The 22326-nt window shown below is 45.9% G+C and carries 19 protein-coding genes; 4 read left to right on the top strand and 15 right to left on the bottom strand.

Annotated elements, in window-relative coordinates; genetic code table 11:
- Positions 1 to 32: 32 nt before the first annotated feature.
- The 9 genes from thiL to ACMXYT_RS01530 form a co-directional block, all read right to left on the bottom strand.
- The gene (gene thiL / locus ACMXYT_RS01570; RefSeq protein WP_415899919.1) at positions 33 to 998 is read right to left on the bottom strand and encodes a thiamine-phosphate kinase; all 966 of its coding nucleotides are present in this window, start codon (positions 996 to 998) and stop codon (positions 33 to 35) included.
- A 3-nt stretch (positions 999 to 1001) separates the two neighbouring features.
- Complete coding sequence (gene nusB, locus ACMXYT_RS01565) at positions 1002 to 1487, bottom strand: transcription antitermination factor NusB (protein WP_415883263.1); 486 nt, start codon at positions 1485 to 1487, stop codon at positions 1002 to 1004.
- Between the two features lie 6 nt (positions 1488 to 1493).
- Entirely contained in the window at positions 1494 to 1967 is a 474-nt protein-coding gene (ribE, locus tag ACMXYT_RS01560; protein WP_415883262.1) for a 6,7-dimethyl-8-ribityllumazine synthase, read from the bottom strand.
- Between the two features lie 19 nt (positions 1968 to 1986).
- Complete coding sequence (gene ribBA, locus ACMXYT_RS01555; protein ID WP_415883261.1) at positions 1987 to 3105, bottom strand: bifunctional 3,4-dihydroxy-2-butanone-4-phosphate synthase/GTP cyclohydrolase II; 1119 nt, start codon at positions 3103 to 3105, stop codon at positions 1987 to 1989.
- 16 nt (positions 3106 to 3121) lie between these two features.
- Positions 3122 to 3790 carry a riboflavin synthase gene (locus ACMXYT_RS01550; protein ID WP_415899918.1) on the bottom strand — a complete coding sequence of 223 codons (669 nt, stop codon included), beginning with the start codon at positions 3788 to 3790 and terminating at the stop codon, positions 3122 to 3124.
- Entirely contained in the window at positions 3791 to 4930 is a 1140-nt protein-coding gene (ribD, locus tag ACMXYT_RS01545; protein WP_415911769.1) for a bifunctional diaminohydroxyphosphoribosylaminopyrimidine deaminase/5-amino-6-(5-phosphoribosylamino)uracil reductase RibD, read from the bottom strand.
- Positions 4927 to 5403, bottom strand: a complete 477-nt coding sequence (gene nrdR / locus ACMXYT_RS01540) for a transcriptional regulator NrdR (RefSeq protein WP_415886730.1) — start codon at positions 5401 to 5403, stop codon at positions 4927 to 4929. The genes ribD and nrdR overlap by 4 nt, the downstream gene beginning before the upstream one ends.
- A gap of 126 nt (positions 5404 to 5529) precedes the next feature.
- Complete coding sequence (glyA, locus tag ACMXYT_RS01535) at positions 5530 to 6786, bottom strand: serine hydroxymethyltransferase (RefSeq protein ID WP_415883257.1); 1257 nt, start codon at positions 6784 to 6786, stop codon at positions 5530 to 5532.
- A gap of 226 nt (positions 6787 to 7012) precedes the next feature.
- The gene (locus ACMXYT_RS01530; protein ID WP_415899914.1) at positions 7013 to 7429 is read right to left on the bottom strand and encodes an Hsp20/alpha crystallin family protein; all 417 of its coding nucleotides are present in this window, start codon (positions 7427 to 7429) and stop codon (positions 7013 to 7015) included.
- 177 nt (positions 7430 to 7606) lie between these two features.
- On the opposite strand from ACMXYT_RS01530, the gene ettA reads away from it, so the two are divergent.
- Positions 7607 to 9271, top strand: coding sequence for an energy-dependent translational throttle protein EttA (ettA, locus tag ACMXYT_RS01525; protein ID WP_415911768.1), 1665 nt, complete (start codon positions 7607 to 7609; stop codon positions 9269 to 9271).
- Positions 9272 to 9325: 54 nt separating this feature from the next.
- On the opposite strand, the gene ACMXYT_RS01520 is transcribed toward ettA, so the two are convergent.
- The gene (locus ACMXYT_RS01520; protein WP_415911767.1) at positions 9326 to 10420 is read right to left on the bottom strand and encodes a GGDEF domain-containing protein; all 1095 of its coding nucleotides are present in this window, start codon (positions 10418 to 10420) and stop codon (positions 9326 to 9328) included.
- A gap of 218 nt (positions 10421 to 10638) precedes the next feature.
- On the opposite strand from ACMXYT_RS01520, the gene ACMXYT_RS01515 reads away from it, so the two are divergent.
- Positions 10639 to 11010, top strand: coding sequence for a PilZ domain-containing protein (locus tag ACMXYT_RS01515; protein ID WP_415911766.1), 372 nt, complete (start codon positions 10639 to 10641; stop codon positions 11008 to 11010).
- Here ACMXYT_RS01515 and radA read toward each other — a convergent pair whose 3' ends face one another.
- Entirely contained in the window at positions 11011 to 12390 is a 1380-nt protein-coding gene (gene radA / locus ACMXYT_RS01510) for a DNA repair protein RadA (RefSeq protein ID WP_415883252.1), read from the bottom strand.
- A gap of 146 nt (positions 12391 to 12536) precedes the next feature.
- On the opposite strand from radA, the gene ACMXYT_RS01505 reads away from it, so the two are divergent.
- Positions 12537 to 13814, top strand: coding sequence for an O-acetylhomoserine aminocarboxypropyltransferase/cysteine synthase family protein (locus ACMXYT_RS01505; RefSeq protein ID WP_415911765.1), 1278 nt, complete (start codon positions 12537 to 12539; stop codon positions 13812 to 13814).
- A 76-nt stretch (positions 13815 to 13890) separates the two neighbouring features.
- Here ACMXYT_RS01505 and can read toward each other — a convergent pair whose 3' ends face one another.
- Together can and hemE are read right to left on the bottom strand one after the other, a co-directional pair.
- Positions 13891 to 14619, bottom strand: coding sequence for a carbonate dehydratase (can, locus tag ACMXYT_RS01500; protein ID WP_415911764.1), 729 nt, complete (start codon positions 14617 to 14619; stop codon positions 13891 to 13893).
- 54 nt (positions 14620 to 14673) lie between these two features.
- On the bottom strand, positions 14674 to 15741 hold the full coding sequence (gene hemE, locus ACMXYT_RS01495) for a uroporphyrinogen decarboxylase (RefSeq protein ID WP_415904980.1): 1068 nt from the start codon (positions 15739 to 15741) through the stop codon (positions 14674 to 14676).
- A 110-nt stretch (positions 15742 to 15851) separates the two neighbouring features.
- Here hemE and ACMXYT_RS01490 point away from each other — a divergent pair, with 110 nt between their 5' ends.
- Positions 15852 to 16286: a hypothetical protein gene (locus ACMXYT_RS01490; RefSeq protein ID WP_415911763.1), complete on the top strand. Its 435-nt coding sequence runs from the start codon at positions 15852 to 15854 to the stop codon at positions 16284 to 16286.
- 58 nt (positions 16287 to 16344) lie between these two features.
- On the opposite strand, the gene ACMXYT_RS01485 is transcribed toward ACMXYT_RS01490, so the two are convergent.
- Both ACMXYT_RS01485 and gltB read right to left on the bottom strand, forming a co-directional pair.
- Complete coding sequence (locus tag ACMXYT_RS01485; protein ID WP_415890038.1) at positions 16345 to 17766, bottom strand: FAD-dependent oxidoreductase; 1422 nt, start codon at positions 17764 to 17766, stop codon at positions 16345 to 16347.
- 75 nt (positions 17767 to 17841) lie between these two features.
- The gene (gltB, locus tag ACMXYT_RS01480) at positions 17842 to 22293 is read right to left on the bottom strand and encodes a glutamate synthase large subunit (RefSeq protein ID WP_415904977.1); all 4452 of its coding nucleotides are present in this window, start codon (positions 22291 to 22293) and stop codon (positions 17842 to 17844) included.
- Positions 22294 to 22326: the final 33 nt, after the last annotated feature.

Here is a 22326-nt window from a genome sequence, read left to right as displayed (position 1 = left end):
CTAACAATCGCGGCTAACAGCCTACTTGAACATCAGGATTGGTGGAAGTGATCATAACCTGAGCCTGCAATTTCACAAGGTTCCCCTCGAAGAAACAGACTGAGCTCTGACTCCTCTGTGACCTTACCAATAACGGCTACTGAGGTTGGTAAACTAGGAATTAACGCTAAATGTTCCGGCGGTAGGGTGAAACATAGCTCAAAATCTTCACCACCGGTCAACGCCCACTGCTGTGCCTGCTGTTCCCCATAAGTATCCACCAGCTGAGAAGAGATCGGCAAGGCTTCTATCTGCAAACGCGCACCAAGATTGCCACTCGCTTTTAATATATGTGCTAAATCGGATAACAAGCCATCAGAGATATCCACACAGCTACTGGCATAACCCACTAACGATTGACCAAGACCGATGCGCGGTACAGGCGAATAGAAACGCTCGAGTAAATACTCTGCATGAGTTTCATTAGCAAACCCATTAAGCAGCCCTTCAAGACCTCCACGGCTATCACCTAAGTTACCGCTAACGCAGATAATATCGCCCGGTTTAGCTCCATGACGACAAAGTCCCTTCCCTTGAGGTACAAAGCCATGCACTTGAGCAGAAAGCGTCAGAGGCCCGCGCGTGGTATCACCACCAATGAGCGCAATACTGTAGTCTTGGCAGCGTATGCCTAATTGTGAACTAAAGCGTTTCAGCCAATCTGCATCGGTTTGCGGCAAAGTAAGCGCAAGCGTCAGCCAAGCAGGCTTCGCACCCATAGCCGCTAGATCACTCACAGCCGAACCCATAAGGCGATCTGCCAGTTGCTCCGGCTGTATATCAGGTAGAAAATGAGTGCCTTCAACCAGCGTATCAATAGAAACGGCGAGTTGCTGACCCTCGGGCAAATTAAGCAGTGCGCAGTCGTCCCCTACCCCTAAAGCAACAGAAGCATCCGAAGATGCTTCTGAAACCTGTGCGAAGTAGCGCTGTATCAGCTCAAATTCACCCAGCGGCATAGCTTACGCTTTACCTTCTCGTTTAGCGCGAATTTCGGCCATACGCACACGTTGCGCTAGTTTATCTAGCACGCCGTTCACATAACGATGACTGTCGGTTGCACCGAACGTCTTCGCCAATTCAACACTTTCATTGATCGCGACGCGATATGGCACTTCCATGCGCTTAGAAAGCTCATAAGCACCGATACGTAGAACGTTCAATTCAACAGGATCCAACTCTTCGATCTGACGATCAAGGAAGTCAGTAAACAGACCATCAAGCTCTGTTTTAGTTGCCGCAACGTTCTGCAACAATTCAGAGAATAAACGTACATCCGTATCACGCATGTCGTTATCTACACGGAATTGCGCTTCTAGTTCATGCAGAGGCTGACCAGCTAATGACCAAGAATACAAAGCCTGCAGCGCATAGCTACGAGCATTACGACGCTGAGATGTTAGCGAAGGTTTCTTTTTAGCTGCAGATTTTTTTTCGTTGTCACTCATCTGGCTTTAAACCTCAAGCTGCTTAAGCAAGCTAACCATTTCCAGAGCGGAAAGCGCTGCTTCTGCACCTTTGTTACCCATTTTAGTACCTGAACGCTCAACAGCTTGTTCGATGCTGTTTACTGTAAGGATACCGTTCGCAATAGGAAGATCATAATCCAAAGATACCTGTGCAACGCCTTTAGAGCTCTCGCCAGATACATACTCAAAGTGTGGAGTACCGCCACGGATAACCGCACCTAGTGCGATAATCGCGTCATCTTTCTTCTGCGCTGCAACGCGTTTAACTGCCAACGGAATTTCGAAAGCACCAGGCACACGGATTACACGAATATTATCTTCGCTTACGCCATGACGCTTTAGAGTGTCGATTGCACCCTCTAGCAAGCTCTCAACAACGAATGCATTAAAACGGCCAACAACAATTGCATAGTTGCCGTCTGCGTTTACAAAATCACCTTCAAAGGTTTTAACAGTCATGATTTAAATACCGTTACAGTTATTCTTCACAAGGAATATATTCTTCAATCTCCAGATCAAAACCAGAGATCGCATTAAACTTCATTGGAGAGCTAAGTAGGTTCATTTTACCTACACCTAGGTCTCGCAAGATTTGTGATCCAGTACCTACTGTTAGGTAAGCACCTGATGCACTGACATTAATTTTGGATTTCTGACGACCGTTGATCATCAGATCCGTCGCATCGCTTAGATCGATACGGTCGCCCGTATCAAGTAGAAGCACAACACCTTGCCCCTCTTTAGCAACACGCTCCAATGCTTTACGCATAGTCCATTTCGGCTCATCGCCAGGTGCTACCGCACCAACTACATCACGTAGTACCTCTGTACGGCTATGAACACGTACATATGCAGGTTCATCAGCTTTCAGCTCACCTAGCGTCATCGCTAGATGCGTGCAGTTTTGGATTTCGTCACGGTAAGTGATGTAGTTAAAATCACCGTACTCAGTAGACATCACACCTTCGGATTCACGTGCAACTGTATGCTCATTAGCCGTACGGTAGTGAATTAGGTCCGCAATTGTACCGATCTTAAGATTGTGCTTTTCCGCAAACTCTTCCAGATCAGGACGACGTGCCATAGTGCCGTCATCATTCATAATCTCAACGATCGCAGCCGCTGGTGTAAAGCCTGCCAAACGAGCAAGATCACAACCCGCTTCAGTATGACCAGCACGGCTTAAAACACCACCCGGCTGAGCCATCAATGGGAAAATGTGGCCCGGCTGAACAATATCTTCTGCCTTGGCATCTGCTTTTACGGCTGTACGTACAGTCAATGCACGGTCAGCAGCAGAGATACCTGTCGTTACACCTTCCGCCGCTTCAATAGACATCGTAAAGTTGGTTGAGAACTGAGCACCATTGCTCTGTACCATTAGAGGTAGGTTCAACTGCTCACAACGCTCACGCGTCAACGTTAGGCAAATAAGGCCACGAGCGTGAGTCGCCATAAAGTTGATATCATCCGGGCGAACCATCTCTGCAGCAATTACAAGATCGCCTTCATTCTCGCGATCTTCATCATCCATCAGGATGACCATTTTTCCCTGACGAATATCTTCAATCAATTCTTGCGGGGTATTTAATTTCATTAACTTCGTACCGTCGTTAGCGGTTAAAACCGTGAGCGATTAAGGTGTCCATTGTTAGGCCCTGTTCGCTCTGTTCATTATTATCAGTTGTTTGACCATGACCAATTAGGCGCTCTAGATAGCGAGCGATGATATCCACTTCCAAATGAACCTGTCGTCCTGTGACATATTCAGTCATGATCGTTTCTTGTGCCGTGTGAGGCACAATATTCAATTCAAAGCAGTCACCGTCAAGGGCATTTACCGTCAAACTAATACCATCAACCGTCACCGAGCCTTTCGCTGCTAAATAGCGTTGAATCGCAGCAGGTGCTTTGACACTAAAGCGAATGGAACGGGCATCTTCACTACGCGATACTATTTCACCAATACCATCGACATGGCCAGTGACAATATGACCACCTAAGCGACTGGTCGGCATCAATGCCTTTTCCAGATTCACTCGCTCTCCAATCGCTAAAGTATGGAAACGCGTATGAGCCAATGTCTCTCGAGAAACATCAGCAATAAAGCCATCACCGGGAAATTCTACTGCGGTTAAGCAAACACCATTAGTGGCGATGCTATCACCCAGTTTAACGTCCGCCAGATCCAACTGACCTGTGCGAACATATAAGCGCATATCACCCGCTTGCTCTTCAATCGCTGCAATCGTACCTACAGCTTCAATAATACCGGTGAACATCTATGCATTTTCTCCATATTGAGGCTGTAAGATCAGTTTTAGATCATCACCCAACATGCGGCTATCTAACATCTGCAGTTCTACCTGCTCTGACATTTTAGTTAAGGGTAGCTCAAATAGTGGTTTAGCCTGACTTCCTAACAACTTCATCGCCATATAAACATGAAGTTCATCAGCAAGTTTCTGCTCTACAAACGCACCGGCCAACACTGAGCCGGTTTCAACAAGCAGATCGTTACACTGCTCTTCAGACGCGAGCCAACGTAACAAAGGCAATAAAGCCACACGGCCATTTTCAGCAGGCATCACTAGAACTTCTGCACCTGCGTCCTTAAGTTTGTTCTGCGCTATTGTATCATCAGAACAAGTAACAATAAGCGTTCGCCCCGGCTGCTTAAGAATGGAAGCAGTCAGCGGCATTTGTAGACTGCTATCCAAAACAACGCGTAATGGCTGTTTCTGCACGACATCCGCAACATTAGGCAGATTTAACTGCGCTTCGCGAACCGTCAGAGCTGAGTCATCTTGTAGAATGGAACCTATACCCGTCAGAATCACTGACGATTGAGCGCGCAATTTCTGTACATCACCACGTGCAGCAGGGCCAGTAATCCATTTGGATTCACCTGAAGCCATCGCTGTTCGACCATCAAGGCTGATCGCAGATTTAACCCTAACAAAAGGTAAACCCGTCTCCATACGCTTGATAAAACCGGGGTTCAACGCTCGAGCTGATTCTTCGAGTAAACCCGATGTAGCTTCAATACCCGCTTCACGGAGCATAGTCATACCACGACCAGCAACCTGAGGGTTTGGATCAACCATCGCGGCAACTACTCGCGTCACGCCTGCGTTGATTAATGCCTCAGAACAAGGCGGAGTACGACCATAATGGCTACAAGGCTCTAGGGTTACATACGCTGTCGCCCCTTTCGCTTCTTCACCCGCAACACGCAGTGCATTCACCTCGGCATGGCCTTCACCTGCGCGATAATGAAAACCTTCACCCACGATACTGCCCTGTTTGACTAACACACAGCCAACTCGTGGATTAGGTTGCGTGGTATATAGCCCCTCTTTCGCCAACTGAATGGCGCGGGCCATATATTCGCGATCCGAAACAGACCAAGTAGCACTCACTTAGCAGCACCCTCAGTGTCATGCTCTTCCGATAAGCGTTCGATCTCAGCTTTAAACTCATTAATGTCTTGAAAACTACGATACACAGAAGCAAAACGTACATAAGCAACTTCATCGAGTTTACGTAGTTCAGCCATCACTTCTTCACCAATCTGACGTGAAGGCAACTCGCGCTCACCAGTCGCACGTAGACGATGCTTAATACGGTTAATACAAGCTTCAAACTCTTCGATAGAGACGGGACGTTTTTCTAGCGCTCGATGAATACCTGCACGGAGTTTTTCATCATCAAATGGTTGGCGAGAGCCATCAGCCTTAATTAGGCGTGGCATCAGCAGCTCTGCTGCTTCGTAGGTGGTAAAGCGCTCATTACAGTTAATACACTCGCGACGTCGACGCACCTGCTGACCTTCGGCCACCAGTCGAGAATCAACCACTTTGGTTTCATTGGCATGACAAAAAGGACAATGCATCAACTTTTCCTGTGTAAAGAGCGTTTATCTTCTCTGAGCTTAGTCTGAGAACAAAAAAGGGCGACCTTTTGGGTCGCCCGAGGATTGTACATTTTTCCGACTATAACTTACAGCCGGAACCCTGTTTTACTTGTATACAGGGAAACGTGCGCAGATCTCTTTAACTTGAGATTTAACACGTGCGATCACATCATCGTTGTTGATGTCATCTAGAATGTCGCAGATCCAGTTTGTTAGCTCTGTAACTTCTGCTTCTTTGAAACCACGGCGCGTTACAGCTGGCGTACCGATACGTAGACCAGATGTTACAAACGGAGAACGTGGATCGTTTGGAACAGAGTTTTTGTTTACAGTGATGTTGGCACGACCTAGCGCTGCATCAGCATCTTTACCTGTAAATTCTTTGTCGATCATATCAACAAGGAATAGGTGATCATCAGTACCTTCAGAAACGATCTTAATACCGCGCTTCATGAAAGTTTCAGCCATCGCCTGAGCGTTTTTAACAACCTGAGCTTGGTACTCTTTCCACTCTGGGTCCATTGCTTCTTTGAAGCAAACCGCTTTACCAGCGATTACGTGCATCAATGGGCCGCCCTGAGATTCTGGGAATACAGCGAAGTTAAGTTTCTTCTGCAGATCTTCATCAGCATTTGCAGATAGGATCAAACCACCACGTGGGCCACCTAGTGTTTTGTGAGTTGTTGTTGTAACAACGTCAGCAACACCGATTGGAGATGGGTAAACGCCTGCAGCAACAAGACCTGCGATGTGAGCCATATCAACAAATAGGAACGCGCCTACTTTGTCTGCGATATCGCGGAAACGCTGCCAATCAACAACACGTGAGTATGCAGAGAAACCTGCAACGATCATTTTTGGTTTGTGCTCTTCAGCTAGACGCTCAACTTCAGCGTAATCAATTTCGCCCGTTTCTGGGTTTAGACCGTACTGAACCGCATTGTAGATACGACCAGAGAAAGAAACTGCAGCACCGTGAGTCAAGTGACCACCGTGAGCAAGGCTCATACCCAGAACAGTATCGCCTGGCTGACAAAGCGCCATGTAAACAGCAGCGTTAGCTTGAGAACCAGAATGAGGCTGAACGTTTGCGTAAGTTGCACCGAACAACTCTTTAGCACGATCAATCGCTAGCTGCTCTACAACATCTACGTGTTCACATCCACCGTAGTAACGCTTGTTAGGATAACCTTCAGCGTATTTGTTAGTCAGCGCAGAACCCTGAGCTTCCATAACGCGAGGGCTAGTGTAGTTTTCAGACGCAATCAGTTCGATGTGCTCTTCCTGACGTACAGTTTCAGCCTGCATTGCAGACCATAGATCCGCGTCGAAATCAGCGATAGTCATATCTTTGCTAAACATAGGAGTTTCTGTCCCCTGAATACAATGTGGACCCTGTTCAGCTGCAACAACAACGGCAAAGCCGCCAGAATATTCCAGCGTAGAACCATTTGGGAATTGGGAAAGCGCGTATTATAGCGAAACATTTCCGCGGATACACTTGAATCATCCGCAAAACTGCTTCAATTTTATTCAATAAAAAGAGCTCAGGGGCTCCCCCAAGCTCTTTTTTACAATCGGAATAGGATCATTCGACTTTTACATTCGCCGTTTTAGCAGCGCCCGGGTCTGGCTTGGGCAAATTGACTTCCAATACTCCATTATCAAATTTCGCTGTAATTTTATCTGGATCAACACTATCACCAACCGATAACCGTCTTACAAATTGTCCGAAATGACGCTCCTGACGAATTATTTTCCCTTCTTTTTCTTCCTTATCCTCTGTTTTAGTTTCAGCCTTAATCGTTAACAAACCATGCTCTAAACTTACCTGTACATCCTCTTTTTTCACTCCAGGTAAATCAGCCTTTATACAATACCCGGTATCAGATTCATGAATATCTATAGCAGGCACTTTATCATCGCCGCTTGTAGTCACTGGAACAAAGAAACGATTCAAGAAAGCATCATCAAAAAGGCTGTTAAATCTTGATAGTTCACCCATGATCACTCTCCTCTATTATGTGGTTACTTTCTATACAGCAGATTCGTAATCTCAGTTTAGAAAGCCCTTCGACTCTCGCCAGTACAAAAATTGATCAGGATCAAGATAGATATTAATTACCAATTTCCGGTAAAATCGGGAGCATTAATTATTTAACAAACAAGAGTTGAACCCTTCATGGCTCAATACGTTTATTCAATGAACCGCGTTGGCAAAATTGTTCCGCCAAAGCGTGAAATCCTGAAAGACATCTCTCTTTCTTTTTTCCCTGGCGCCAAAATTGGTGTATTGGGTCTGAACGGTGCGGGTAAATCTACCCTGCTAAAAATCATGGCTGGCTTAGATACCGACATCATCGGTGAAGCTCGCCCAATGCCTGGCATCAACGTAGGTTACCTACCTCAAGAACCAGAACTGGACGAAACAAAAACAGTTCGTGAGATCGTTGAAGAGTCAGTTGCTGATGTTAAAGAAGCGCTAGATGGTCTAGAAGCTGTTTATGCAGCTTACGCAGAACCAGATGCTGACTTTGATGAATTGGCTAAGAAACAAGCTGAATTTGAAAACCTGATCCAAGCTAAAGATGGTCACAACCTTGAAACAGCACTTGAACGTGCTGCTGATGCGATGCGCCTTCCTGCCTGGGATGCAGAAGTTAAGCACCTATCCGGCGGTGAACGTCGTCGTGTAGCGCTATGTCGCTTACTGTTAGACAAGCCAGACATGCTGCTTCTAGACGAACCAACCAACCACTTGGATGCAGAATCTGTTGCTTGGATCGAGCGCTTCCTTCAGGAATACCCAGGTACCGTTGTGGCAATTACCCACGACCGTTATTTCCTAGATAACGCTGCTGGCTGGATTTTGGAACTTGACCGTGGTCGCGGCATTCCATACGAAGGTAACTACTCTTCTTGGTTAGAACAGAAAGAAGCTCGTCTAGAACAAGAAGCGAAGCAGGAAGCAGCTCACCGTAAATCTGTTGCAGCTGAACTTGAATGGGTTCGTCAGGGCTCCAAAGGGCGTCAGTCTAAATCTAAAGCGCGTCTTAAGCAGTTCGAAGAGATGAACTCTAAAGAGTTCCAATCTCGTAATGAAACACAGGAAATCTATATTCCACCAGGGCCACGTCTTGGCGATAAAGTTATCGATGCGAATGGAATTTCTAAAGCTTACGGCGACAAGGTTCTGTTTGAAGACCTAAGCTTCTCGATCCCACAAGGCGCTATCGTTGGCATTATCGGTGGTAACGGCGCAGGTAAATCCACGCTGTTCCGCATGATCGCTGGCGAAGAGCAACCAGATTCTGGTGAGATCGAAATCGGTTCTACTGTGCAGTTAGCTTACGTTAACCAGTCTCGCGATCTAAACGGCGACAAAACAGTGTTTGAAGAACTATCTGATGGTCAGGACATGATCACAGTAGGCAACTACACGACGCCTTCACGCTCTTACTGTGGCCGCTTTAACTTCAAAGGCGGCGATCAGCAGAAGTTCGTTAAAGATCTTTCTGGTGGTGAGCGTAACCGTCTGCATATGGCGAAACTCCTTAAAGAAGGCGGCAACGTTCTGCTATTGGACGAACCAACCAACGACCTTGATATCGAAACACTACGTGCCCTTGAGGAAGCTCTTCTAGCCTTCCCAGGTTGTGCGGTAGTTATTTCCCACGACCGTTGGTTCCTTGACCGTATCTGTACTCACATGCTGGCTTACGAAGGCGACTCCCACGTAGAGTTCTTCGAAGGTAACTACACTGAGTACCAAGCTGATTACAAACGCCGTTACGGTAAAGAGCATCAGCCAGAGCGTATCAAGTACAAGCGTATTGCGGATCTATAATCCCTATACCAATAAAAAAGCCGGGCAGTGCCCGGCTTTTTGTTTATAAGACAATCAGTCGGCAATATTAACCTTATCTCGGCCTGTATCTTTAGCGCTGTACAGAGCATCATCAGAGCGTTGCAATAGCGAATCCACATCATCTTCAGCTTTCAAACTGGCAACACCTATACTCGTGGTAAAGCCAATTCTTTCTCCTGAAGGAGTCTTCACCTGCTCATCGTGGCAACCAACGCGGATCTGCTCAGCCACTTCAACCGCCTGATTCGTATCCAGGCCGGGAAGCACCATTAAGAACTCTTCACCACCGTATCGACAAACTAAATCCAATCGCTTGCGAGCAGATTTTCGCATCACTTTAGCAAAACGCTGTAGCACGATATCACCTGCGGCATGACCGTAGGTGTCGTTAAAGCTCTTGAATTTATCTAGATCAAACAACAGAACACTCAGCGGCTTACCCTGATCTCTCATCAGTTTGATATCGCCACTTAACTGCTCCATCGCCTGCCGTCTATTTGCCAAACCAGTAAGGGGATCTCGTGTTGCTTGACGATAAAGGCCCAGCAACATGTTCAGTTGATTCACAGCAGCCCAACACGCAATTAAGCCCAATACAGCCAACAACCAAAGACTGTTAATACCATCAATGGTACCGGCCAAGCCTCGGAACAATTGAGTTAGATACTCAACCAGCAAAAGAGCAACGGCATAACCCAGCGCCTCCAAAATAGACAATGGGAAAACAGCCATCATGGTCATGATCATAAAGGGAAAGAAATGATAACCCGCCACAGTGAACTCATAACCATGGGCGATTAACATGGAGCTTGAGGCACACTGAAAAGCAGACAAGATGACGACTAGCAAAGCGAGTCTTAACTTCGCTAAACGCATGCTATAGCGCTTATACCCCCACAGAGCCAAACCCACACAGGCAAGCGCCGTTAGACCACGAGCATATGCGATTGAGAGCAACATATCCTCGGGCAATAGCAAATAATCCACCAGCAACCAAGCAGGCTGAATCAAGGCAAGTAAGAGGGAGATAATCCGAATACGACGAAAAAGAAAATGACTGCGAGTCTGGTTGAAATATCGAGAATGCCTCCGACCGCTGGAGACATCCAAAAGCGCTTCTAACAACATATTGTTTATTACTACTTTATTTTTATTCTTGTTATATCACTCAGCATGTAAGACTTAGTTTAGTCCAAATGCACAAGCTGAGCTTTAGAGATCAAACTATGATAAAGCCCTTTTATTTTCAAGGGTTATATTCGTGATTACATCTTGACCACAGTTTTTTTTGCAGTAATGTCTATAATTATATGAGCTAAATACTCTTTTTCTTAGGAAGAAATGCTGTGACCACATCAGATACTGAACGCCGTCGTTTTACCCGTATCCACTTTGATGCTCAGACTGAATTGAAGCGAGATAATGAAACTTGGGATGTCGCCTTAGTGGATATTTCTTTCAATGGAATTCTTGTAAAAAGTAAGCAACCACTAGCGCTGCAAAAAGGAGATGAGGTTCAAGCAATCATCCATCTTCTCGGCGATGACATTGCCATTCGCACCCCTGCGACAATGGCTCATCAGCGTGACAATGAGTACGGTTTTCTCATCGAGAATTTGGACCTTGATTCACTAACACTGCTACGCCGCTTAGTCGAACTTAACTTAGGCGACGAAACATTGTTGGAGCGCGAATTAGATCATTTTTTTGAAGACTAACTAGAGAGCCTCCAAGGCCTCTGTCAGTTTAGTAACAGCTACAATATCCATGCCTTGAAGCTGCTCTTTAGGGACGTTTCCTTTAGGAACGATTGCACGTTTAAACCCATGTTTAGCAGCTTCTCGGATTCTTTCCTGCCCATTCGGTACAGGTCTTATCTCCCCCGACAAGCCGACTTCACCAAACACCATCAAATCATGCGGTAAAGATTGATCACGGAAACTGGATACAACCGCTAGCAGCAACGCCAAGTCAGCACTGGTTTCTAGTACCTTTACACCACCTACAACGTTAACAAAGACATCTTGGTCACCCGTCATAATGCCGCCATGACGATGCAGCACAGCGAGTAACATAGCCATTCTGTTTTGCTCTAAACCTACAGCAACACGACGTGGGTTATTCATATGGGATTGATCAACTAACGCCTGAATCTCTACTAACAAAGGGCGAGTACCTTCCCAAACCACCATCACAACACTGCCGGGGCTCGGCCCTTCTTCACGACTTAGGAAGATTGAACTTGGATTTTTAACTTCCTTTAGGCCGTTTTCGAGCATGGCGAAAACACCCAATTCATTCACCGCACCAAAACGGTTTTTATGCGAGCGCAAGGTTCTAAAACGAGAATCCGACGATCCCTCAAGCTGAAGGGAACAGTCAATCATATGCTCCAAAACTTTCGGTCCTGCCAAAGAACCATCTTTAGTGACATGACCTACAAGGAACAAAACTGTGCCTGTTTGTTTTGCATAGCGAGTTAGGTACGCAGCTGATTCCCTTACCTGAGATACGGAGCCCGGAGCTGATTGAACATCAGCCATGTGCATCACTTGGATAGAATCAATAACCATCACTTTCGGTTTTAACTGTTGAGCGGTGTTACAGATTTCTTCAACGCTAGTTTCAGAGAGCATCTTTAATTGCGCGGTTGGCAAACCTAAACGGCTAGCGCGCATCGCCACTTGCTGTAAAGATTCCTCACCCGTGACATAAAGTGCGGGCATCTGTTCAGCCAAAAAACACATTGTCTGTAATAACAAAGTACTTTTACCGGCACCTGGATGACCACCCATCAGAACTGCTGACCCAGGAACCAAACCACCACCAAGCACTCGATCCAACTCGCCTGCGCCAGAAGTAAAGCGCGGCATCTCCTCTAGCGCTACTTCAGAGAGATTAACCACCTTATCTTTACCCGCACCGCCAGCATAACCATCAAAACGCACATTACGCGCTTCATTCGTAGCGGTCTTCGCAGTCGCTAAACGTACCTCAGTTAAGGTATTCCAAGCATTACAGGCGGTACACTGCCCTTGCCACTTAGTGTAATCGGCTCCACAGTCATTACATACGTAGGCTGTTTTTTGGCGTGCCATCACTCTCTCCAAAGCGTTATCTATAAGTAAGAATTCTACCCAACACTCTGCTTATAACCTATAGATCTTTTCTTATTTTATGATTGCTCTACAATCAGACTCCTATATAAGAACAAGGGTAAACCCCTACATCACAGGAGATGTATATGAAGCTGGAAACAATTGCCGTTCACGGTGGCTACTCCCCAGACCCAACAACTAAAGCGGTTGCGGTTCCGATCTATCAAACTACATCTTATGCTTTTGATGATGCTCAACATGGTGCTGACCTTTTCGACCTCAAAGTCGAAGGTAATATTTATACCCGCATAATGAACCCAACGACTGACGTACTTGAAAAGCGCCTTGCAGAAATGGAAGGCGGTATCGCTGCTTTAGCTGTAGCATCAGGTATGGCAGCAATCACTTACGCGATTCAAACAATTGCGGCGACTGGAGATAACATTATCTCCACCAGTGAATTGTACGGTGGTACCTACAACCTGTTTGCTCACACTCTACCTCACCAAGGCATCGAAGTTCGTTTTGCTAACAAAGATGACGTTAGCGAAATAGAGAGCAAAATCGATGCAAACACTAAAGCGCTTTTCTGTGAATCTGTGGGTAACCCATCGGGCGGCATCGCTGATATTGAAAAGCTAGCGGATGTAGCACACCGAAATGGCATTCCACTGATTGTGGATAACACTGTACCAAGCCCAGCTATGTGGCGCCCAATCGAGCACGGTGCCGACATCGTTGTTCACTCAGTGACTAAGTATATTGGCGGTCACGGTAACTCTATTGGTGGCGTGGTTATCGATTCAGGTAAATTCCCGTGGGCGGATAATGCTGAACGCTTCCCTCTACTGAATACACCTGACGCGTCTTATCATGGCGTTGTTTATACCGAAGCTCTTGGTCCAGCCGCTTATATTGGTCGTTGTCGTGTAGTGCCACTTCGTAATACCGGTGCCGCAATTTCTCCTATGAATGCTTTCATGATCCTTCAAGGTCTAGAAACCCTAGCCCTACGTATGGAACGCATCAATGAAAACAGCGCCAAAATCGCTAACTTCCTAGAGCGACACGATCAGGTTAGCTGGGTTAAGTACGCAGGCCTTGAAAGCCACAAAGACTACGATCTTGCTCAGAAATATCTGAATGGGCAAGCATCCGGCATTATCAGTTTTGGTCTTAAAGCGGGCCGAGCTGCAACTGCACCGTTCTATGATGCTCTGCAGATTTTCACTCGACTGGTAAACATCGGTGACTGTAAATCTCTGGCAGCCATCCCAGCTGAAACTACACACCGCCAACTAAATGACGAAGAACTGGCATCAGCTGGTGTATCACCTGAGATGGTTCGTTTATCAGTAGGCATTGAACACGCTGATGATCTGATTGCAGATTTAGAGCAAGCACTCGCTTCTGTGAATAAATAACACCTTTATCGAACTAGAAAATTAGATATAAAAAAGGCCGCTAAAGATGCGGCCTTTTTCTTATGCAATGCAGGACTCAATTAAAAATCGATTTAACTTTATTCCACATGGTGCGTGCATTTTCTTCTGGTGCCTCAGGTGACTGAGCCAGCTCACGCAGTTTATGCATTTTGTTCATTGCCAGCTGATACTGTTCTCTGACATCGTCAGCACTAGATGCATTGAACTCAAGATCATTTACCAAGCCATCTCTTAAGCCATAGATCCAACCATGTACGGTTATCTCCTGATCATTAGCCCAAGCTTGCTGTAAAATTGTGGTTTCGCAGAGATTCATCGATTGCTCAATCACATTAAGTTCACACAGACGATCCAACTGCTGATGCGAGTCCTCCCATGTAGAGAGGAAGTCTTTATGTTTGTCATAAACACGACGAATATTACGTAGCCAATTATCAATCAGCCCATGCGGTTCATCTTCGATAGAAGCCGCTACACCACCACAACCATAGTGGCCAACAACCATGATGTGCTTAACTTTAAGCACCTCTACCGCGTATTGAACGACTGACAGACAATTCATATCTGTATGCACAACAACGTTTGCAACGTTACGGTGAACAAATAGCTCACCCGGCATCATGCCAACAATTTCGTTCGCAGGCACACGACTGTCAGAACAGCCAATCCACAGATACTCAGGTGATTGCTGTTGCGCTAGTGTTTCAAAAAACTGCGGGTCTTCCTGATTTATCTTTTCCGCCCATTCGCGGTTGCTTTCTAAAAGATGAGTAAGCTTGTTCATTAATCACTCTTATAAACAAAGAGGGGCTTAAGCCCCTCTGAAATCTAAATCAAATTAAGACTGGTGATACTTCGCACTGAGTTCATGCACCGCATCAACAAACGCTTTAGGTTGTGCTGGATCTACAAACTGGTGAATACCATGGCCCAGGTTAAATACGTGACCAGAACCGTTGCCATACTGGCCTAAGATGAACTCAACTTCTTGTTCAATACGGTTTGCTGGAGCATAAAGAACACTTGGATCCATGTTGCCCTGAAGGGCAACTTTGTCACCTACACGCGCACGCGCATTACCAATATCTGTTGTCCAATCCAAACCTAGCGCATCAGAGCCTGCTTCAGCCATTGCTTCTAGCCACTGACCGCCATTCTTAGTAAACATGATCACTGGCACTTTACGACCATCGTGTTCACGAATTAGGCCATCCACAATCTGTTTCATATATTTAAGCGAGAACTCTTGGTAGCAAGGACCACTTAGTGCACCACCCCAAGTATCGAAGATTTGTACAGCTTGAGCACCAGAACGAATCTGCTCGTTCAAGTACGTCGTTACAGACTGTGCAAGTTTATCTAGCAACGCATGCATAATCTCAGGCGTCGCATACATCATCTGCTTAACATGACGAAAGTCTTTACTTGAACCACCTTCAACCATGTAAGTTGCAAGCGTCCATGGACTACCAGAGAAGCCAATTAAAGGTACGCGACCGTTTAACTCACGACGGATCTCTTTAACCGCATTCATTACATAATCAAGATCTGTTGCAGCATCTGGTACAGGAAGGTCAGCTACGTCTTTTTCTGTACGGATTATCTTTTTAAAACGTGGACCTTCACCAACTTCAAAGTAAAGCCCAAGACCCATTGCATCCGGAATTGTCAGGATATCGGAAAATAGGATTGCAGCATCGAGGTCATAACGCTCTAAAGGCTGAATGGTAACTTCACAAGCCAACTCTTTATTTTTGCAAAGGCTTAGAAAATCACCTGCTTTCGCACGAGTCTCACGGTACTCTGGAAGGTAACGACCCGCCTGACGCATCATCCAAACTGGAGTTGCATCTACAGGTTCACGAAGTAATGCACGTAGGAAACGATCGTTTTTCAATTCAGCCATTTGTGTCAGCCACTTATATCTTGTAAATTCGAATTGGTCGCTATTTTAACGATTTTTAAGAGGAATTACCTGTGATTCCATCCCTCTTTAACTAACTTTGTGATCTAAGTTTGAAAAAATACTGTCTGTTACTGTTTTTAGTTATTTTGAGTGGTTGCCAATCCCAACCGACTAAGCCAATAAATCTCGCTCCGGCCAAGTTAGCAGTATTTCAAAAAGAGCAAGTTTGGTTAGATACTAACGCTACCAGCACACACAATGAGCAAACGTTTAATAACAAACTAAAAACAAGATTGGCCTTATATGGCGCTGAAGACATCCGAACATTAGGCTCATCACAATCACCTAAGACAGGGCAGGTTATTCAAAGCCGAGTAATTCCATTTAATGGACGACAACGATATCAGATGAGGATCAGTAGGAATCAACGAGAACTTATTTCTGCAGATTATCCCATCTCATCAACTAACAGTGATCAGTTAGCTATCAATGATTTCTTAAGCAGCATTCACCATAAAATCATCAATGCTGATCAGTATTTTTAGGCAAAAAAAATCCGGCCTTCTTAGAAGTTCCGGATTTTTCACAAGGATTAGTTAGAAATTAAACTTCTAGGTAATCCAGCATACCTTCAGCAGCTTTACGACCTTCAGCAATCGCAGTCACCACTAGATCAGAACCACGTACCATATCACCGCCAGCGAATACTTTTTCGTTAGTAGTCTGGAACGGGAATGCATTCTGCTCTGGCGCTTTAACACGACCATCTTCATGCAGATCAATACCAAAGTCAGCGAACCATGGCGCTGGGCTAGGACGGAAACCAAATGCCACAAGAATAGCATCCGCTTCTAGAACCTCTTCAGAACCAGGAACGACTTCAGCACGACGACGACCATTTTCGTCTGGCTCGCCCATCTGCGTGCTAACAACCTTGATACCAGTTACTTTGCCATTTTCGCCTACAACTTCAACAGGCTGACGGTTGAACTGGAACTGTACGCCTTCTTCACGCGCATTTTCCACTTCTTTCTTAGAACCAGGCATGTTCGCTTCATCACGACGGTAAGCACAGATAACAGACTCAGCGCCCTGACGGATAGATGTACGGTTACAGTCCATCGCAGTATCACCACCGCCAAGCACAACAACTTTCTTACCCTTCAGGTCAATGAAGCCGTTTTCATCTTGCTCGAAGCCAAGGCAGTTATTCACATTAGAGATCAAGAACGGAAGTGCATCATATACACCATCTAGATCTTCACCTGGGAAGCCACCTTTCATGTATGTGTATGTACCCATACCTAGGAATACTGCGTCGTATTGATCGATCAGATCCTGCATCTGAACATCTTTACCTACTTCAGTATTCAGACGGAACTCTACGCCCATCTCGGTAAAGATTTCACGACGGCGGGACATTACGTCTTTTTCCAGCTTAAATTCTGGAATACCGAACGTTAGAAGGCCGCCTATCTCTGGGTTACGATCAAATACAACAGGTTTAACGCCATTACGCACAAGAACGTCTGCAGCTGCAATACCTGCTGGGCCCGCACCAATCACTGCAACTTTCTTATCAGTCTTTGGCGCCTGAGACATATCAGGCTTCCAACCCATCGCGAATGCCGTATCTGTAATGTACTTTTCTACAGAACCGATTGTTACCGCACCAAAGCCATCATTCAGTGTACACGCACCTTCACATAGACGGTCTTGTGGGCAAACACGACCACAAACTTCCGGCAGAGAGTTAGTCTGGTGACTTAGCTCAACCGCTTCAATAATGTTCCCTTCAGAAATCAGCTTAAGCCAATTAGGGATATGGTTGTGTACAGGACACTTCCATGAACAATATGGGTTACCACACTCTAAACAACGGTGTGATTGTTCAGATGCTTCTTCTTTCGCAAACGGCTCGTAGATCTCACCAAAGCCTTCTTTACGTACATCTGCATCAATTTTCTGTGGACCTTTACGACCCACATCGAGGAACTGAAAATCGTTGTTCAAACGGTCAGCCATAATCCTCACCTCTTAAAAGCAGCCCTTAACAGCAGGGCTGCGGATTATTCTTCATCTACTTTTTAAATTTGCTTCTTATTCCGGACGTGTACGGATATTAGATAGCAAATCATTCAGGCTTGCAGCTTTTGGTTTAACCAACCAGAAGCGACCGATGTAATCATCAAGGTTATCGATGATCTCTTGGCCCCATGCACTGCCTGTCTCTTTAGTGAACTCAATGATCACAGAGCGCAGATGATTTTTGTAAGCTTCCATATTTTCAGTGTGGATACGCTGAATCTCTACTAGCTCGTGGTTATATTTATCCACGAAGCTATTATCCATATCCAGAACGTAAGCAAAGCCACCTGTCATACCAGCACCGAAGTTGTAGCCCGTAGAGCCCAACACAGTAACTAGACCACCTGTCATGTATTCACAACAGTGATCGCCAGCGCCTTCAACAACAGCATGTACACCAGAGTTACGTACACCGAAACGCTCGCCTGCTTGACCCGCCGCAAATAGCTTACCGCCAGTTGCACCGTACAAGCAGGTATTACCCATGATGGCAGTTTCATTTGACTTGAATGTTACTTCATCAAATGGGCGGATAACGATCTTACCGCCAGCCATACCTTTACCAACGTAGTCGTTAGCATCACCTTCTAGGTATAGGTTCTGACCACCAGCGTTCCAAACACCGAATGACTGGCCTGCATGACCTTTAAACTTGAAGGTTACAGGCTGATCGCTCATGCCTAGGTTGCCGTGTTGCTTAGCAATAGCACCAGAAGTACGAGCACCTACAGAACGGTCACAGTTAGTGATAACCAGTTCGTATTCACCGCCAGTCTTATCAGCAATTGCTTTCTCAGCAAGCTCTAGCATCTGAGTGTTCAGTTCAGCTAGGTCGTAAGGCTCGTTACGCTCTACCTGACAAGTGTTAGGGAACTCTTCACCAGCAGATGTCAGAATTGGAGATAGATCCAAGTTCTTCTGACGAGGTGTTTCACCGTCTAGGATCTCTAGAAGATCTACGCGACCTACTAGTTCTTCCATAGAACGAACACCTAGCTGTGCCATTAACTGGCGAGTTTCTTCAGCAACGAAACGGAAGAAGTTCTTAACCATCTCTACCGTACCGCGGAAGTGATCTTCACGCAGTTTATCGTTCTGAGTAGCAACACCGGTCGCACAGTTATTCAAGTGACAGATTCGTAGGTACTTACAACCCAATGCAACCATTGGCATTGTACCGAAACCAAAGCTTTCAGCACCTAGGATCGCGCCTTTAACAACGTCCAAACCAGTCTTCAAACCACCGTCCGTTTGTAGACGTACAGAACCACGTAGTTGGTTACCACGTAGAGACTGGTGCGCATCGGCAAGACCAAGTTCCCACGGAGAACCTGCATAATGGATCGATGTCATTGGTGATGCAGCTGTACCACCATCGTAACCAGAGATAGTGATCAAATCTGCGTATGCTTTTGCAACACCACATGCGATCGTACCTACACCTGGACGAGATACCAGCTTCACAGAAACTAGTGCTTCTGGGTTAACCTGCTTAAGGTCAAAGATTAGCTGCGCCAAGTCTTCGATAGAATAGATATCGTGGTGTGGCGGAGGCGAAATTAGCGTCACGCCTGGTACAGAGTAACGTAGACGTGCGATCAGGCTATTAACCTTACCACCAGGTAGCTGACCACCTTCACCCGGCTTAGCACCTTGAGCTACTTTGATCTGCATAACTTCAGCGTTAGATAGGTATTCCGGTGTTACACCGAAACGACCCGAAGCAACCTGCTTGATCTTAGAACGCTTCATCGTGCCGTGACGAGCAGCATCTTCACCACCCTCACCGGAGTTAGAACGACCACCAAGTTCGTTCATCGCAACAGCAAGTGCTTCGTGAGCTTCTGGAGACAATGCACCTAAGGACATTGCAGCAGAATCAAAACGCGGGAAGATATTGTCAGCAGACTCTACCTCATCAATTGAGATAGATTTAACATCTTTACGCAAGCCCAGCATATCACGCAGAGTTGCGTAACCGCGGTTATTAACCAGCTCAGCATAGCGTTGGTAAGCTTCAGGATTGCCTGTTTCTACCGCTTCGTGGATTGTCTTAACTACGTCTGGGTTATAAGCGTGGTATTCACCACCGTGCTTATACTTCAGCAAACCACCCGCTTGAATTGGCTTACGCGCTGTCCAAGCTTCTTTCGCTAGTAGGCCCTGTTCAAATTGGAAGTCCTCAAAACGAGCACCTTCAATACGGCTAGTAACACCTTTGAAGCAAAGATCAACGATTTCAGAGCTTAGGCCAATCGCTTCAAACAACTGTGCACCACGGTAAGAAGCAATTGTAGAGATACCCATCTTAGATAGGATCTTCATCAAGCCTTTGTTGATACCCTTACGGTAGTTCTCATGAGACTGAAGCGGCTCAATTTGAATTTCGCCTGCAGCACAAAGATCGTTAAGAACACGGTAAGCAAGGTATGGGTAAACAGCTGTCGCACCAAAACCAAATAGTACCGCGAAGTGATGAGGGTCACGAACCGTTCCACTTTCTACAACGATATTGGCATCACAACGTAAGCCTTTATCAACTAGACGGTGGTGTACTGCACCTGTCGCTAAAGCAGCGTGAACAGGTAGGCAACCACGAGCGATATTGGCATCACTTAGCACTAGAATGACTTTGCCATCACGCGCAGATTGTTCAGCTTGATCAGCAATAGACTTGATCGCATCCTCAAGAGAGATCTCTTCAGGGTTATAGTTCAGATCAATTTGTGCAACTTCAAAGCCTGGCTCTTGGTTATCACGCAGACGATTAAACTTGCTTGCGGATAATACAGGCGTAGTCAGAATTACACGGCGAGCATGTTCTGGTGTCTCTTCGAACACGTTCTGTTCAGCACCGATGCACGTTTCCAACGACATAACGATCGCTTCACGCAGAGGATCGATTGGCGGGTTAGTAACCTGAGCGAATTGCTGACGGAAATAGTCATATAAAGAACGTACACGGTCTGATAGGACAGCCATTGGCTTGTCATCACCCATAGAACCGATCGCCTCCATACCACTCTCACCAAGTGGACGAAGGATCTGGTCACGTTCTTCAAAAGTAACCTGGAACATTTTCATATGAGTTTTGATCTCGTCCGCTGACATAGCAGGGAAAGATTTAGACTCTTCTTCCAAGTCCATAGTCTGCTCTAGACGAAGAGCATTCTCTTTCAGCCACTTTTTGTATGGCTGAGCGGCTTTAAGACGGTTATCTACATCTTGAGTATGTAGAACATCACCTGTCTGCGTATCGATAGCCAAGATCTGACCTGGTCCTACACGACCCTGAGCGACAATATCTTCAGGCTGATAGCTAAATACGCCGATTTCAGATGCTGTACAGATATAACCTTGTTTAGTCATTACCCAACGAGATGGACGCAGACCGTTACGGTCAAGCATACATACAGCAAAACGACCATCGGTCATTACCATACCTGCAGGACCATCCCATGGTTCCATGTGCATAGAGTTGAAGTCATAGAATGCACGTAGATCTGCATCCATAGTTTCAACATTCTGCCATGCTGGCGGTACGATCATACGTACTGCACGGTAGATATCCATGCCACCAACCAATAGGAACTCAAGCATGTTATCCATACTTGAAGAGTCTGAACCTGTTGTATTAACAATCGGTTGCAGTTCATCTAGGTTAGGTAGTAGATCTGTAGCAAATTTGCTTGCACGTGCTTTAGCCCAGTTACGGTTACCGTCAACAGTATTGATCTCACCGTTATGTGCCAAGAAGCGGAAAGGCTGAGCTAAAGGCCAGCGCGGTGCAGTGTTAGTAGAGAAACGCTGATGATAAGTACATACAGCTGTTTCTAGACGCGGATCTGCCAAATCTTTAAAGAACACAGGTAGATCAACAGGCATAGTTAAACCCTTATAGGAGATAACTTTGTCTGAGAAACTACAAATGTAGAAATCTTCATCAGCTGACATTGCAATCTCAGCTTTACGGCGCGCTGTAAACAAGCTAATTGCTAGTTCACGTTCAGTTTTGCTTGCCGCAGTAATAAAGACCTGTTCGATGAGTGGCAGGGTATCTTTTGCGATAGGCCCTAAACAAGATTCATCGGTTGGAACTACACGCCATCCAGCAACTTCAAGACCTTGATCAGTAATCGCTGTATTTACTGCACTACGTGCTGCTTCTGCTTTCGCAGCATCACGTGGCAAAAATACCATACCAACCGCATAAAATTCGCCTAGATCGGTGTTAAATTCTTCCTGCGCAACGGTACGCAAAAAACCATCAGGTTTTTGCATCAACAGGCCACAACCGTCACCTGTTTTACCATCTGCCGCAATGCCACCACGGTGTGTCATGCACGCTAGTGCTTCGATCGCTTTTTCTAGCAGATCGTGACTCGCTTGGCCTTGCATGTGTGCCATAAGGCCAAAGCCGCAGTTATCTTTGAATTCACCGGGGCGATAAAGACCTTTGCTCATAAGCCATTCCCACTTAAAAATACTTAAAAATCA

Source organism: Neptuniibacter sp. QD37_11 (assembly GCF_047778105.1).
In the GTDB taxonomy this organism is placed as follows: Bacteria; Pseudomonadota; Gammaproteobacteria; order Pseudomonadales; family Balneatricaceae; genus Neptuniibacter.
Note: the sequence above shows the minus strand (reverse complement) of the source record. Positions and strands in the feature narration are given on the sequence as shown.

What these genes read in the sequence shown, in the direction of transcription:
- thiL (WP_415899919.1), bottom strand. Translation starts at nt 998, where the DNA reads ATGCCGCTGGGTGAATTTGAGCTGATACAGCGCTACTTCGCACAGGTT.
- nusB (WP_415883263.1), bottom strand. Translation starts at nt 1,487, where the DNA reads ATGAGTGACAACGAAAAAAAATCTGCAGCTAAAAAGAAACCTTCGCTA.
- ribE (WP_415883262.1), bottom strand. Translation starts at nt 1,967, where the DNA reads ATGACTGTTAAAACCTTTGAAGGTGATTTTGTAAACGCAGACGGCAAC.
- ribBA (WP_415883261.1), bottom strand. Translation starts at nt 3,105, where the DNA reads ATGAAATTAAATACCCCGCAAGAATTGATTGAAGATATTCGTCAGGGA.
- ACMXYT_RS01550 (WP_415899918.1), bottom strand. Translation starts at nt 3,790, where the DNA reads ATGTTCACCGGTATTATTGAAGCTGTAGGTACGATTGCAGCGATTGAA.
- nrdR (WP_415886730.1), bottom strand. Translation starts at nt 5,403, where the DNA reads ATGCATTGTCCTTTTTGTCATGCCAATGAAACCAAAGTGGTTGATTCT.
- glyA (WP_415883257.1), bottom strand. Translation starts at nt 6,786, where the DNA reads ATGTTTAGCAAAGATATGACTATCGCTGATTTCGACGCGGATCTATGG.
- ACMXYT_RS01530 (WP_415899914.1), bottom strand. Translation starts at nt 7,429, where the DNA reads ATGGGTGAACTATCAAGATTTAACAGCCTTTTTGATGATGCTTTCTTG.
- ettA (WP_415911768.1), top strand. Translation starts at nt 7,607, where the DNA reads ATGGCTCAATACGTTTATTCAATGAACCGCGTTGGCAAAATTGTTCCG.
- ACMXYT_RS01520 (WP_415911767.1), bottom strand. Translation starts at nt 10,420, where the DNA reads ATGTTGTTAGAAGCGCTTTTGGATGTCTCCAGCGGTCGGAGGCATTCT.
- radA (WP_415883252.1), bottom strand. Translation starts at nt 12,390, where the DNA reads ATGGCACGCCAAAAAACAGCCTACGTATGTAATGACTGTGGAGCCGAT.
- ACMXYT_RS01505 (WP_415911765.1), top strand. Translation starts at nt 12,537, where the DNA reads ATGAAGCTGGAAACAATTGCCGTTCACGGTGGCTACTCCCCAGACCCA.
- can (WP_415911764.1), bottom strand. Translation starts at nt 14,619, where the DNA reads ATGAACAAGCTTACTCATCTTTTAGAAAGCAACCGCGAATGGGCGGAA.
- hemE (WP_415904980.1), bottom strand. Translation starts at nt 15,741, where the DNA reads ATGGCTGAATTGAAAAACGATCGTTTCCTACGTGCATTACTTCGTGAA.
- ACMXYT_RS01485 (WP_415890038.1), bottom strand. Translation starts at nt 17,766, where the DNA reads ATGGCTGACCGTTTGAACAACGATTTTCAGTTCCTCGATGTGGGTCGT.
- gltB (WP_415904977.1), bottom strand. Translation starts at nt 22,293, where the DNA reads ATGAGCAAAGGTCTTTATCGCCCCGGTGAATTCAAAGATAACTGCGGC.